8 protein-coding genes and 1 pseudogene are annotated in these 13,357 nt (G+C 57.6%); all 9 read right to left on the bottom strand.

All coding sequences use genetic code 11. From position 1 onward, the window contains the following. Nucleotides 1-178: DUF6880 family protein (locus BFP70_RS21575; protein WP_369820195.1), on the bottom strand; the 178-nt coding region annotated here is incomplete at its 3' end. 375 nt (nucleotides 179-553) lie between these two features. Further along, nucleotides 554-2,032: a TniQ family protein gene (locus tag BFP70_RS20320; RefSeq protein ID WP_176715527.1), complete on the bottom strand. Its 1,479-nt coding sequence runs from the start codon at nucleotides 2,030-2,032 to the stop codon at nucleotides 554-556. After that, entirely contained in the window at nucleotides 2,020-3,015 is a 996-nt protein-coding gene (locus BFP70_RS08630) for a TniB family NTP-binding protein (RefSeq protein WP_066010981.1), read from the bottom strand. Before BFP70_RS08630 ends, BFP70_RS20320 begins: the two co-directional genes overlap by 13 nt. 63 nt (nucleotides 3,016-3,078) lie before the next feature. Beyond that, the gene (locus tag BFP70_RS08625; RefSeq protein ID WP_066010980.1) at nucleotides 3,079-5,268 is read right to left on the bottom strand and encodes a DDE-type integrase/transposase/recombinase; all 2,190 of its coding nucleotides are present in this window, start codon (nucleotides 5,266-5,268) and stop codon (nucleotides 3,079-3,081) included. Then, a complete protein-coding gene (locus BFP70_RS08620; RefSeq protein WP_141693142.1) occupies nucleotides 5,268-6,002 on the bottom strand; it encodes a hypothetical protein in 735 nt (244 codons plus the stop codon). Before BFP70_RS08620 ends, BFP70_RS08625 begins: the two co-directional genes overlap by 1 nt. A gap of 523 nt (nucleotides 6,003-6,525) precedes the next feature. Then, nucleotides 6,526-6,711, bottom strand: coding sequence for a hypothetical protein (locus tag BFP70_RS21375; protein WP_255356649.1), 186 nt, complete (start codon nucleotides 6,709-6,711; stop codon nucleotides 6,526-6,528). A 141-nt stretch (nucleotides 6,712-6,852) separates the two neighbouring features. Beyond that, a pseudogene (locus tag BFP70_RS21570) lies at nucleotides 6,853-7,068 on the bottom strand (transposase); the annotation flags it as partial. 113 nt (nucleotides 7,069-7,181) lie between these two features. Continuing rightward, nucleotides 7,182-12,968: a DUF3320 domain-containing protein gene (locus BFP70_RS08610; RefSeq protein WP_255356648.1), complete on the bottom strand. Its 5,787-nt coding sequence runs from the start codon at nucleotides 12,966-12,968 to the stop codon at nucleotides 7,182-7,184. 68 nt (nucleotides 12,969-13,036) lie between these two features. Further along, nucleotides 13,037-13,357 (bottom strand): hypothetical protein (locus tag BFP70_RS21000; protein ID WP_176715525.1); only part of this gene is annotated, 321 nt, incomplete at its 5' end.

The following is a 13,357-nucleotide window of genomic DNA, read 5'->3' as shown; positions in this document are numbered from 1 at the left end:
CAGCAAAACGCTTGCGGATATCGGCCGCGACCGTCTCGGGCCCATCATCGGCCGCCAGTGCCATCCGCACCCGCCGCTGCCGCGCGGCATCCCCCTTCACCGCCTCAAGGAGTAGATCGGCCAGCACCTCGGCCCCGAGCGCGGTTAGATTGGCTTTATTGAGGGATTTGCCGGCCATGAAATACGCCCTTGGGTCTAAGAGATCGGCTTAGCCTAGCCGACAGCGAAGGGAAATCAACATATAGAAAAGGCGCCCAGTGGGCGCCCTATATATAGATCTCTGGAAAAACTTAGCCTGCGTTGGGAAAAACTCAGGTTAGTTTTACAACGTTTGTAGAACTACTTTGAGTTTTTCCCAAATCCCTAATTCGCCTCGAATTACTTAGCATATTCAATAGCATAAAAATACCCATTTAAATCGCCAAGCTGAGTTTTTCCCATAGACAGGGTAAGTTTTTCCCAGAATACTCATCATTTGTCCGACGCGCGCATGAAAAAAGGCCCGCAAGGCGGGCCGTCAATCAAAGCATTCAGGGAGGAGACTTCGCGCTGATCACACCGTCCGACAAGCAAGTGCTTCGGATGGCGACAAAACCACCGCCGCGAGCCCATGTTCCCCGGTTTTGCGAAATGCAGGCAGCTTCCCATCTAAGATCGCGCTCAAGACTTCAATCGTGGTACCCGCGCCTCGTTGGCAAACATAACTGATCGGATGAAGGTCGCGACTATGTTCGCTCTCTGCCAGTGGCAGTTCCGAAAGCCTTGCGAGAAATGCGTCAAGAGAACGCCGTGCGAAGACGACTTGGCGCACGTCGCCGCGGGCTTTGCGGGGGACGAAAGGCTCAATCATTTCTGCCGCGTATAGCGTCTGCATCTGAAACAATGATGCCCCTATGTAATCCGCGACCTCAACCATTGGAATGGCCGTTTCGAAATCCGTCAGAAGAGTAGTGATTTCGTTGGCCTCAAAACGCAGCAACCCAGCCTCTGCATCCGACGCTCCTACCGGCACCTTTCCCAATTTCTGAAGCAGGCGGGACATACGTCGTCTTTCAATCCGGAGAGCGTCAGAGAGGCTCTGGACGCTGTGAAAGCGGCGTTCCGTCACTTCTTGACCGAGAACGACCTGGCCAACGTCTATCACGTCATGTTTGATAATGTGATCGCGCAGCAGATCGCGGATGGGACCGGGATCGCGGTCATTACATTGCCGATCGAGCCACTCGAAGAGGCGACCGTAGTAAGCGAGTGGCCCCGCCTGAACAGCATGAGCCTTGGAAGCAGCGCGAATGGAATCCAAAGCGGAAATCACGCGCTCGGCGCCTTGAGAGTAGATATTAAATCCATGATCGAGGGCCGCCTCTTGTTCCTCTGCAGTCAAGGTTTTGGCCCGCACCGTCAAGGCATGGGTCAAAGCAGTTCCCAGCATCAGGCCGGCGCCCAATATTTGCTGTATGCTCTGGGATGCCAACCAAGGCGTATCTGCGGCAGAACCGCGATCGAGGCGCGATTGCAGCCACGAAAGATAGCGCGGTAGGAATTTTGTGGCAGCCTCATCATAGGGCAAGGTAAGGTATGACAGGCCTTCTTGTAAGGTCCGCGCTGGTGCAACCAGTCGCTCAAGCCGGATTCTGTGACGCGGACATTGATGGACCGACGCGAAACACCAGAGCAACCGCTGACGCCAATCTTGGCGATCACCATCTTCTGCAAGGCAATAGGGGCAGAACTTATCCGCTGCACGGGACAGGAAGGCCCCGTGAAAGCGCTCGCCCCTGAACTCGACGCCGCCCAAGATACCGCGCATGGTTGCGTTCAAGAGCTCGTCTTTCCCCACTCCGGCAATCTCGGCAAAAGCCGAAATTGCGTCAGGACGCCCGAGAACGAAATGTTCAGTGTTGATCCTCATGTCCGCGAGCAGCCGCGTGAGGAACTGACCAGTATGGGCCATGGCGAGACGCCCAGCAAAGGACAGCGCGGTTTCGTCCGGATGGAGCGGGATATAGGGCTGCAGGCGCATCAGCGGGTCCATCCGCTTTCGATGAGAGAGGCACGCAACGTGCCCCATTCAGCATTTGCGAAGGGACTGATTGGCATTTCACCGTATTCAGCGGAAAATACACGATAGGCATCCTGCAGGGAAACATGGCTGTGACCTGCTTCGAGGCACGCCACGAGGATCAACTTTGCAAGGTTGATGGCGCGACCGGGTTGTCCCTCCTCAGCGAACAGCACGCGTTCCGGGAGCGTGGTTTCGGCAAGCGTTAGGCCGACATTTTCTGCACAAAGCTGAAAGCTGCGCGCAAAGGCGTTAGCATCACTGCTTCCCTGCGCTATGCGGCTCAGCTGAAACTTAGGGAACCTTCTGTCCGTTTCCGGGTCCGTCATCACCCCATCGCGCAGCTTACCGACACCCGCGATAATGACGGCCAAGGGCCAATCGCCCTGGAGGAGGCTTTTGAGCCTCTGGATGGCGCCTTCGACATCGCGCCCCGACCCTTTACGCAGCAGGTGGTGCGTCTCGTCAATCACCAGCAGGGTAATGCCCATCTTACCCATTTTATGGGAAGCGACACCCCAGACTTCATCCGCATTTGCACGCGGATTGATGTCGATGTAGCCAAGGTCCTTCGCAATCCGTAAGCCCAGACTTTTGATCGTCGCTTCGGGCGGCACCGTGACATACAGCGTGTTGCCCGCAGTGTCGCGCTCGGCCAGCTTGAAGGTATCAAGCTTGCGCAGAGTCCGCTTCAGCAAGGCAGATTTTCCGGCCCCGGAGACCCCAATCACCATCAGGCCGCGGGTTTCCCCAGTCAGCGGGTCCTTCTTAGGGACGGCGGTGAGATGCCCGTCGGCGTCACTGGCAAAGAGGCGCGAGAGCTTCTCCTTCAGTTCGGCGTCGCGGTTGAGGAGGAAATAGCGGTGCCCGAGCCAATTGATTTTTTCGGGTGTTGTCGCGTCGGCGTTCAGCGTCGAGTTGGTCGCGGGAGTCATGTGTATGCTTTCTTTGAACATAAGTATCCGGCCCCTGAAGCGGGGTTGCGGTAGCTCGATGGTGGGTTGCGAGTTAGTCGGGCTTTACTCCATCAGGTCATCATCCTGTGGAAACGTCGTTACATCTGATTGCGATGATGTCTGTGGCAACTCCTGAGCGGATGCGGCAGGCATCACCTCATCCTCGAGCAGATCCCGATAGGCCCCCGCAAGATAACGCCGTTCGGCCGTGTCCATGTGATCGGCGAAATGGGCCTCGGTCAGTTCAATACCTTGCGCCGTGCGCGGACGCGCGAAAAGTCCCTTCGCGAGTTTCAGCCCCTTGGAACGTTCATTGGTATGATGGATCTGCCAAAGGCGGGCTTCTTCTGCTTCGGGATCTTTATAGCGACGCTGTTGTAACCAGTCGCGTAGCTCGAACTCGTCTTTCCCGATCCAGCGTCCATCTGCTGCAGTCGCGGTGACCCATTCACCGTTATCGGCGCGGATCTCAATTGCGCCGACATCGCCGCCCCAATAGCAGATGTCATATTTCCGGTGCCCTGCATGCAGGAAACTGGACGCCAGACCCTTGGTTTGATAATCCACATGCATCACGGTGAGCCCATGGCGGCCAAGCTCTCGCTGGATGCGAGTACCGAATGCGAGGCGCATTTCTTTGTTGCTTATCTTACGAATTTTCTGGAACTCGGTCGCTTCTTCCCAGGCCTGAAGCGGCGTCATCCCCAACCCGTCGTGACGGCGGTTATGGTAGCCATCTACTGTCCAGTACACGAGCCAGCTCAGGAACTCTTCAAGCGTCAGCGTAGCCCGAGCCTCAGGGTCATTCTCGCCGCGCTTTGTCGTATTCTCGAAATTGCGGCCAGAAAATCGTTGTAGAAACAGGTTGTGCATGGACCTGAACACCCGCTCGATAAAGGGCTTCAACCATGGCTTTCCCGCTGGCACGCCAATATTGCTAATGCCAAGAGATGCGAGAATATGATAGGCTTCGTCCGAGATGTACGGGCCGCCGCGATCTAGAACGACCTCTTCTGGTGCGCCATGTTGTCTCCACTCGTAGCGACAACCCGCAGCATCAGATAGCGGCATCTTGTCCGTGTAAACCATCTCCAAGGTCTGGCGCAGCGTATCCGTCGTATCGGCAGGCACGATCTGGAGCGCAAGCAGACAGCGGGTATGGACGTCAATCGCGGCAGAGATTTTGACCCGCTTTGCAGAACCGTCCAAACCAAGCGCCTTGATTTCATGCGGAGCTAGAAGTTTGAAGATCCCCGTCAAACGCATCAGGAGTGTCAGATCGATCTTGTATTCATCGATTTCGACGCGCTCCAGAGCGCGATAAGTCGTCACCCCGATACCGAGCGCATGCATATCGCGATGTGCAGCATCGAAGCCGCGAGACCTGATGGCACAGGCCGCGTACCCGAGCCTTTCGGCTTGCGCCTTAACATATGCCTTACTGACTCGGTTTGATAAGGAAGGCAGGGGAACCTCAGCACCATGCCGCCGTGCATTTTCTGCCTGAATCGCGGCCAAGACGCTGTCATGCAGCGAGCTGAGCGTTGGGCGTTCCATATCCAGCAGGGCGTCGAGGACGCCTGTCACAAAATCTGCGAGCTCTTCGGCGTGGCCGGATTTGCCGCCGCAACGGCGGTAGGCGTCAAAAAGTCCCCTCTCGCCGGAAGTCTTGAATGCCTTCAGCCAGTCATAAAGCGACTTGCCCTTTCGCGCGGGATTGCCTTGAATAGACAGGATGAAATTATAGGGGCGTCGAATGGAATCTGCCCCATAGATCTGGCGGTCTCCTGAGCGCCGCGTCGGCCGACCCATGTTTTCCACCAGACTGGCATGGACGGTTCTGGCCCGTGCAATGATCAGTTCCGCACCATCTTCGAAATCTTTACGGCGCGTGCCCATCCGATTTTCGGCAATCAGCTGTTCCGCAGCGATGGCGCAGGATTTCCGCACCAGCATACGCTCGAATTCTTCATGCGTGCGGATGTGCCGCTTGATATCATCGCTAGAAGCGTTCAGAGCGCGAGGCCGGGAGAGAACGGCCAACTGTCCATACCGGTTGTCTGCTTCGACCTGATCATGTCGCAGGAGTTGATGCGAACGCTCCCTGACGATGCCTTCGGCGTCATGCCATTCGTCCCAGACGACCAAATAGCCCTCGGGGCGGGTCTCGATGACCTTACCCTGACGCGGCCCGATGCGGAACGTACAATCCACCTCAAGAAGGTAATGGCGAAGTTTGAGCGAAACAGCCATCACATATCTCCGGGCAAGCTAATGACCGACCGTTCCGTGATGGCTTCATAGGCCGTCACGTTGATCACGCCTGCACGGATCGCACGCACCACGCTCCACCATCCCTGACCACCAAGCGAGGTCTTTGCCAGAAATGCCTTGATAGATTGCGGGCGTTCAAGCCCGACAAGCTCTGACCGGACATACATATCAAGCTGAGGTTCCGGAAAGCGCGCAGCATGAAACAGTTTTGCTCGCGCCAGTCGGACCGGATCAATATTACGCTCGCTGATGACATGGACATGGTCGGCAATTTCAGGAACGGCAATATTGCTGATTGCTTCCATTTTCTGACGGAATGCGTAGGTCGAGCTCTCCCGTTCGGGTTTCACCGCGATGGCAATGCGCTTGCCTGATGTCAGGGTCAGCCTGAAATCGAACCAATAGGGTGTAGCGCGCACGCCCGCTGTCCGAACCATGATCCGGCTCAATTGCTCTTCCATGTCGTGAAATTCTGGCAGGTAGATGCAGCAAAGTGCGACGTTATGTTCGAGAAGGCTCGCACATCCCAGCGCCTGGGACTTGCCCGCATGATTGATGAAGGTCAGCTGTGTGACAAAATGGAACGGCGATTTTCGGGTGATCGGCCGCGTGGCACGCGAATGCAGGTAGGTGTCATCAAATGCGCCAGAAACTGGCCCATCCGGCTGTTTGAAGAGATTTGCCGGATGAAGGGCAATATGATCGTCAGGCAACAGGCATGTCTCCATCGGTCCGCGCCGGCAGAGCCGAGCAGAAATATTTCGTAACGAAGGGCGAGGTCCAAAGTTGCCGTCATGCTCTTTGGCATTTATGTTCGGCATATATCCAAGGGCGGACCCGCCCCAACTTATAGCGCGCGCCCGAAATGGCGCGCGTTTTTTATTCGATGTGTCTTGTCGTTCCGGCCCTTTCCTCCGAGTTGAAACGCGGACATGATTTCAGGGTCGGCGAAATCACATATTTCCGCAGTACGGTCAATCAAATATTTGTTTTTTAAGGATTTTTCAGAAGTGCGAACTGTACATCGTTTTTTCGCAAACTCTGTCTGAGCCGCCTTGTCCCTGTCTGTCGGCCGCCGGTCCTCCTTATCTGAAGACTACACTAGCAAGCGTCTGCGACACCGCCTAGCCCCGTAGGGCGTGCAAATGGGGAGAACCTGTATCGATAACTCAACACGCGATCGCGCGTATGGGTCGGAGTGACAGAAGCCTATCTAAGGACATTGCGCCGCCGCGTTCATCGCATGCTGTTTAAGAACTGGTCCAGTTCATCAAGGTCTTGGTCGTCAAGCCAGTCACCGCTGTCATCGGGCATTAAGATGCACTCCCCGATGATACCGCCATGCGGCAGTAGTAATTCCGCAATGATCTTACGCTTGAGCCTATGCGCGGCTACATAGGAAATTCCGAGCTTGTCTTTCAAATCATGACCGGTTGGGCCGGCTGAGTGCCAACCGCTTACATGGTCTTGAATGATGATCTCCGCTGCCGAGAACCATAACTGCAACGCGACACGGCTGTGATGAAAAAGGCTTCCAGATTGCACCGTGAAATGATGCCGGCAGGCGTTGCAATAAAAGGTCTGCCGCTTCTCGAGGACACCTATATTCGCACTTGAACAACGTGGACATTGGACACCGTCAGGCCATCTTATCTCGGCAAGCCGGGCTCGACAGGCATCCTCCGTTGGCCAAGCGCTTGTGACGCCGTTGGAGGGCAAACGTCGATGCAAACCCTGCCAATATCTGTTCCGTTCAGTTTGCGAATTTTGGTGCTCCATATTGGACGGCGTAGCAACGATGATACGGAGAATGCAATATGTCTTGGGAAGATGCAGGTCTCATGGACGTAGAAGAGCAAAGCATCTCACGAACATTCATCTGCTCAGGAGCCTTAAAGCTTTGTTGCCCTCTGCCACTCCAAGCATGTCAGAAGATACGAACGCGCATCCGCCGACAGTCTAGCGATTCCCGCGTAGCGGGCGAGATCGAGCACCGGATCTTCGCTTCGGCTCAACTCAGATGCGTGGCGTTCATAGAGCTCGGCGATCTCGGCACGGGAAATATCCCGGATGGAACGATCGGTCCCCGCGCGGAATCCGAGCCTGTCGGCCTTTGTTCCGGATGCCCAAAGGAAGTCAACGCCCTCTTCGCGATATATTTCGACATGGCCAAGCGCCTTGGACACTTGCTCGGAGATCCGCCGTCCCGTCCGTTGCCAGCCATGTAGCCCTGAAACACGTTTGCCGAGCAAGGCGATTGGCATAGGTCCCTCCTGCTCGACAATTTCCGCGATCAGCTTTTCGAGGACGGGAATGTAATCTGCATCGTAAAACCTGTCGGGATCGGCAGTGATTTCTTTCACCTCATCGGGCTTCGCGATATCTGCCTGCGCGCTGCTGGCGAATTGTCGCGTCTGGCGGACGGGCGTGGAGGATGGCATGATATCCTGCGGTTTCGACGTTTCGGCGGAGACCATTTCGTCACTCTCGTCAGTACCAACGCCAGTGTCTTCTTCCTCCATCGTTTCCGCAAGCGTGGCTTCACGTTCGGCCTCGTCCTCCGCACGCTTGGCGCGATCCGCCTCGAGATGGGCGGTCAGTGCGATATGAATGCGCTCGGCCACAGCGGCAGGGTTGCGGAACCAGTCGGTCGACCAAATCCGGAAGATCATCCAACCAAGGTTCTCCAGCACAGCCTGCCGTACCTTGTCACGGTCTCGCGCTGTTGCCGAGCCGTGATAGGTCGCGCCATCGCATTCGATCCCCGCAAGATAGACGCCGGCGTGATCGGGATGCACAACGCCAAGGTCAATCCGGAAGCCCGAGACGCCGATCTGCGGTCGTAACTCCCATCCCTTGGCCTCAATCGCCGCTTTAATCGCGGCTTCGAAAACATTCTCGACCGGCCCCAGTGAACCATCGTCCTGCGCCGGAAGTGCCACCGGACCGCGGGCTGCGAAATCGAGGAAGCCTTTGAGATGTTTCACACCAATGGCTTTCGTTCGGGTCAGGTCGATCTGGTCAGCACGGATCGAGGCGAAGACATGCAGCTCGGCTCGGGCGCGCGTGACGGCAACGTTCAGACGCTTTTCGCCGCCATCGCCGTTGAGCGCACCGAAAGCCATCGAGAGCTTACCCGCATGATCGGGGCCGAAGGTGATGGAGAACAGCATGACATCACGCTCGTCGCCTTGGATGTTCTCGAGGTTCTTCACGATAACCGGCTCTTCGCGCGCATCCTCGAAGAACCATTCCAGATCGGGGTTCTTGCGGCGCTCCTCGTCGAGAAGATCAAGGATCAGGCCCTGTTGCTCGGCATTGAAGGTGATGACCCCGAGCGTCAGCCTCTCTTCTTCCGGCCAAGTCAGCCATTCGTTGAGACGGCGCACCGTCATGCGGACGATAGCGCGGGCTTCGGCCTCATTGGTCCGCCCCATGCCCCGCCCGTAGACACCATCGACCTGATGCAACTGTACTGCTTCCGACACCGTAGCCGGAGAGGGAAATGTCACCAGTCGACCGCCATAATAATGCCAGTTGGAAAAGGCGATCAGCGCCTCGTCCCGGCTGCGATAGTGCCAGTCAAGCTGCTGCGTCGGAATCCCTGCTGCTGCAACCTCGTCCAGAATGGAGGCCAGATCGCGCTCTGTTTCCGGCAGATCCTCCTCTCCGGCATCGCTGCGTCCGAAGAAATTCGTGGGCGGCAACTGTTTCGGGTCTCCGACAATGATCGCCTGCTTGCCCCGTGCAATCGCACCGATCGCGTCCCAAGTGGTGATCTGGGAGGCTTCATCGAAAATCACCACATCGAAGGCGGCCTGTCCCGCAGGCAGATATTGCGCCACGGAAAGCGGCGACATCAGCACGCAAGGCGCCAACTTGGTAAAGGCATCGGGCATTTCCGAGATCAGCTCTCGGATCGGCATGCTGGGCCGCTGTAGCCCCAGCTGATGGCGTAATGTGCCAAGTTCCGAGCGGCGCGCGACGGTGTCTTGCGCAGGCAGCCCGTGCTGGATGCGGGAGAGAACCTGAGCCGCCGCCATGGAGGTCGCCCGATCATCCAGCTCTCTGAAACGCTTGATCGCATCCTCATGCGACCAATGAGAGAACCCGCGAAGCTCGGCCTGCGCATCCATGGCCTGCGGCAACCACCAGGCTGCATAGGCAGAGGTGAAGGCCGCCTCAATGTCGTCCTCGATCAGCCCCTCTTCCACAGCCAGAACCAGCGCCTCAAGCCCCGCGCCCGTCGCCTGCGCCCGTATTTCGACCCAACGGGTCCAGTCTTGCAGATTCTCCTTGTTGTCCTGAATGACCTGCAAGGCTCTCAGCAGCTCTGACAGCACCATGCCGGCAGGCGATACCTGCGAGATCCGTGCGAAGGCATCGGCCGTTTCCTTCCACGCATCATACTTGTGCCGGAAGAGCGTGATCGCGTCTCTCAGGCCGCCGCTTTCTTTCGCAAGGCTCTGGCAGGCCAGATCCCAACGAACGGGATCGGTGACCATAGGCGTGACTTGGGCAATGGCTGCGTGCAGCGCGCGCGCTTGAGACACCCACGCGTTCAGCTGTGCGGTATCTGTTTGCACGCCTTTGACCACAGGACACCCATTGAGTGGCGTGGCTTCAACCTCGGCCCTCATGCGTTTGGCATCGGCCAAAGCGACGATATCGGACTGCGGATCGGCACTGCCGCTCTCGGCATAGGTCTGCAATAGCTTGCGAAGCGAAGACTTGGCAAAGATCGAGAACGGCCACATTTTAGTCTGCGCGAGCCGCCAGTTGGCATCAAGCTGATCCAGCGGGATACTGTCCAGCCGATCCATCGGATACCGACCAGACGTCCGCGCGGCGGCGGCCCTGTAACCGGCAAGGCTCTGCGTAAGCGCCTCTGACTGAGCCTGTAACTCGCTGACATCGCGCTTGAGCGACCAGCTCACATCCCCATCGCTTTCGGGGATCGACGACAGAAGCACAAGCGGTTGAAGCTCTGACGTATCGCCCGTAGCTGTCCACGCCAGCCCCGCTTGATGCGCAAGCGCCTTTGCCGCCTCGGCCAGCTCTTGGGTCGCGACGCTCAGTTTCGCGCTACGATCCAGAAGATCGGCCTGCCAGCCGAAAGACCACTCCGCCGCCTCGATCAGCGGCAACGGCGCACGGCCTGCGATGATGCCATGGCAGCGGCCAAGCGCCTCGGCCAGCTTTCGCAAATGCATGTAGCTCTGAGCGTCATGCGCATCCTTATTTGCGAAGGACAGGCTGAACAGTTGTGCCGGACCAGCGGCTTTTCCGATTGCCTGAAAAACGCTGAAGCCTTGCGTACCTTTTGCATGCAAGGCCGCGACATAGGCGTTCAGCTGTTCGCGGGTGACCGTCAGGTCATCTGTCACCCTGATCCACTCGGCCTCAGAAGCACTGGTCGCCCGCGCCCAGCTGCGGCCCAGTTGCGCCAATACCGATTTCCGGTCGGCCTTACTGGAGTGCAACTCCAGCACCGCATCTCCCAGCCCGTGCGAAGCAAGACGCCGCTGCACCACATCCAGCGCGGCCGATTTCTCCGCCACGAAGAGAACGGTTTTCTGCATAGCAAGGCATTGAGAAATGATATTGGCAATCGTCTGGCTCTTGCCCGTTCCCGGCGGACCGATCAGGACAAAATCATGCCCCTCCTGCGCGGCAAGAACCGCTGCAAGCTGTGAGGAATCCGCAGGGAGCGGCGTGAACAGGTCACGGGGCGCAAGCCTGCGGTCCACATCAACCGCGACCGGTAACCCAGGCGCCCCTTCGGCAAGGAAAGGCTCGGTCGGGTTGTCGACGAGGTGCTTAACCAAGGCGCTTTCACGCAGGCCGTCCGTGCGCTCGACCAGATCCTTCCACATCAGGAACTTTGCAAAAGAGAAGGTCGAGAGTGCCAGATCCTCGACCACCTCGAACCCCGCAACATCGCGAACCTTGCGGCGCATGATCTCGAAGATGCGCGGCAGGTCGAAACCACTCTCGTCGCGCGGCAGGTCGCCCTCCAGTTCGGGCACCTTGAGGTCGAAGTCCCGCTTGAGAAATTCCAGCAGCGTGGTGTTGAAGCGCACGTCATCTTCGTGATGCTCGATCACGAATTCCGACCGGGCAGACTTGCGAGAGATTTTCACCGGCACCAGAAGGAGCGGCGCCCGATAGCTGCGGGTATCCCCTTCGGTTTTTTTCCAGCGCAAGAAGCCTGCCGCAAGGAACAGCGTGTTCGTACCGCCCTCCTGCAGGTCGCTCTTGGCACGGCGGTGGAGTTCAAGAAGCCGACGCTCGCTTTCCTTGCCCGTCAGTGGCACCGCAATCTGGCCCTTGGCAAACGCGTCCTTCGCCACTCCTTCAAGGAGCTTGGGCTCGTCTTTTGCCAGAAGGTCGCGCGAGCCGACCGGATCCTCATCCTTGAGCGCAAGCGCACGGAATTTCCTGCCCTCTGCCAGCTGATCCTCGAGCGCCGAGACATCCGGACAGAGTAAGGGAAGCGTCTGCTTGCCGTCTTTGAAGTTCAACAAGCGGTTACGCAAGGACAGATCCAGCAGCTTACGTTGCCAGCGCGAGATCCGGTCCGCAGGGGTCGATGCTTCCTCCTCGATCAGTTCGCCCGGCAGGAGCCCCAGATCAAGCGGTCGTGGCAAAGCCGCCGGACTTGCAACGACCTCCGCGGCTTCGGCCTCCGGTGCAGAACGATGGCTGGCAAGCGGGCGGATGCGCGCGGCCCGCGCCCGCCGGATATCGATCGCCATGACAAATTTATGCTCATTGCGTTCCGAGACAAGATCTCGAGCCGTATCAACTGCTTGCTCGAATCCAATGCTGGGCCGATGCGTCAGCAAGGTGGTTTCCATAACCACGAATTCACGCGCCTCGATGGCTTTGCGGACTGTCATCACATCAGGCTCGCTGATGCTCCCGAAGTCGCGCTCGGTCAGCCAGACACCGGTCCAGGCGTGGCCTTCGGAGAAAAGAACAACCGGATTCAGGCCCGCTGCCTCGAAACAGCCCGCCAGTAGGAGGGCAGTGTCGAGGCAAGTCGCCAGACCCTCGGATTTGATCCGTCCGGGATCGCGGATTTTCTGGCCGTTCAGTTCGAAACTTGCAGGCGGCACCGCATAAGTCAGCCCCATACCCGTGACCGCCGACCAGATCGCACCCGCCAGCATCCATGATCGTGATGGATCGCCAGATTGATAACCATTCATGGCGCCACTCTGCCCGACACTTTCCAGCAGCCGGCCGGCGTCTTTCAAGACAGCTGCGACGACGGCGTCGTTCGGAGAAACGAAGGCTGCCAGCAGATGTGCCATATCGCTGACACCGCCCCATTCGTCACGCGCCAGCATCTCGATCGGATGGCGCTCGTCGAGCAGTTCTGCCCCATCCTGCTTGATGACAAATTGTAGCTCCCCCCATTCTGCCTCGTTGAGCCCCCCAAGGATCTGTATATCAAGCGGCGTTTCAAGGTCGGGCAACTGCTGATTTTGGCCGGGCATCAACCGGTCCACCGTCCAGATTTTCGGGCGGATCAATCCGGGGCTGCAGGACAGCTCGAGGGTAAGCTTCTCCAGCGGCACATCTGTCAGGTTCTGCAAAACGACGTTCTTCAGCACTGAAACGCCATTCTGGGAGGATGCAAAATTCACCTTCTGCGCGACATTAAGCTCCAACGCGACTTGGCCGCGCGTGTGTTCCTCAACCGTATCAAATGACATTTTGCGCTACCCAGTCCTCAAAATTATAAAGCAGTCAGACATAGAGCATATGAACTGTCAATTGGCGCATCTGAAGCAATTTTCTTGATTTTGGAAGGACTACAAGCTCCTTTACAGGAGGAGGCGCGGGTGAGGCTTTTACTGACACGCGCGCCTGTAATATTGATTCGAGAAATTCGGCGCTTTCTCCGGTCGAAAGCCGGTGAAATGTGCCGATCCGCCGTGCTGACGGCCAAAAATTTGCGAAAAACTTCAAGCAACCGCCTCAGGAGAGTTTGCGAAAAATAGTTTTTCAAGCCGGTTGCCGCCAGCGGGTTCTGGAGATCGGCCGCACTGCGGTCTTT

Source organism: Thioclava sp. SK-1, from assembly GCF_001705665.1.
Taxonomy (GTDB): Bacteria; Pseudomonadota; Alphaproteobacteria; order Rhodobacterales; family Rhodobacteraceae; genus Thioclava.
The sequence above is the reverse complement of the archived record's forward strand: the minus strand, read 5'-3'. Positions and strand labels throughout refer to the sequence as shown.

Excerpts from the sequence above, each read along its gene's own strand:
- BFP70_RS08630 (WP_066010981.1), bottom strand. The coding sequence starts at position 3,015 with ATGTTCAAAGAAAGCATACACATGACTCCCGCGACCAACTCGACGCTG.
- BFP70_RS08625 (WP_066010980.1), bottom strand. The coding sequence starts at position 5,268 with ATGGCTGTTTCGCTCAAACTTCGCCATTACCTTCTTGAGGTGGATTGT.
- BFP70_RS20320 (WP_176715527.1), bottom strand. The coding sequence starts at position 2,032 with ATGGACCCGCTGATGCGCCTGCAGCCCTATATCCCGCTCCATCCGGAC.